Origin of the sequence: Anaerotignum faecicola (genome assembly GCA_024460105.1) — a bacterium.
Taxonomy (GTDB): Bacteria; Bacillota; Clostridia; order Lachnospirales; family Anaerotignaceae; genus JANFXS01.
Window position 1 is genome coordinate 1 of sequence record JANFXS010000443.1, and the last position, 410, is coordinate 410.

Genomic DNA, 410 nt, shown 5'->3' on the forward strand with positions numbered 1-410 from the left:
GGAACCGATTTAAGCGTGAAAAAGGAGATTGTCATCGGCACCTCCAGCTTAAGGCGAAGGCTCCAGATCGAGACCCTGGGAAAGAAGCTGTGGCCCGGCGCAGCCGTGCGGTGTGAGGATATCCGGGGAAACATCCAGACGAGAATCAGAAAGATGGATGAAGGACTCTACGATGCCATTATACTGGCTGCTGCGGGGTTAAAACGAATGAAGCTGGCAAATCCTGCGGAGAACGGCCTGGAAGAGTATTTTGAGACCAACGGGACGTATGATTTTCATTACTTTGACTGTGAAACGTTCATTCCCGCCGGAGGGCAGGGTACTCTGGCCGTGGAGGGGCGGATTGAGGACAGAATCTGTGAGATGGCGGTCCGTATCCAGCATGAGACACGTCTTCGCGTCCTCATCCT

The 410-nt window shown here is 53.7% G+C and carries 1 protein-coding gene; it reads left to right on the forward strand.

Features of this window, described 5'->3' with window-relative positions; translation table 11 throughout:
- The coding region (locus tag NE664_14790; protein MCQ4727902.1) for a hydroxymethylbilane synthase at positions 1 to 410 on the forward strand (410 nt) is incomplete at both ends.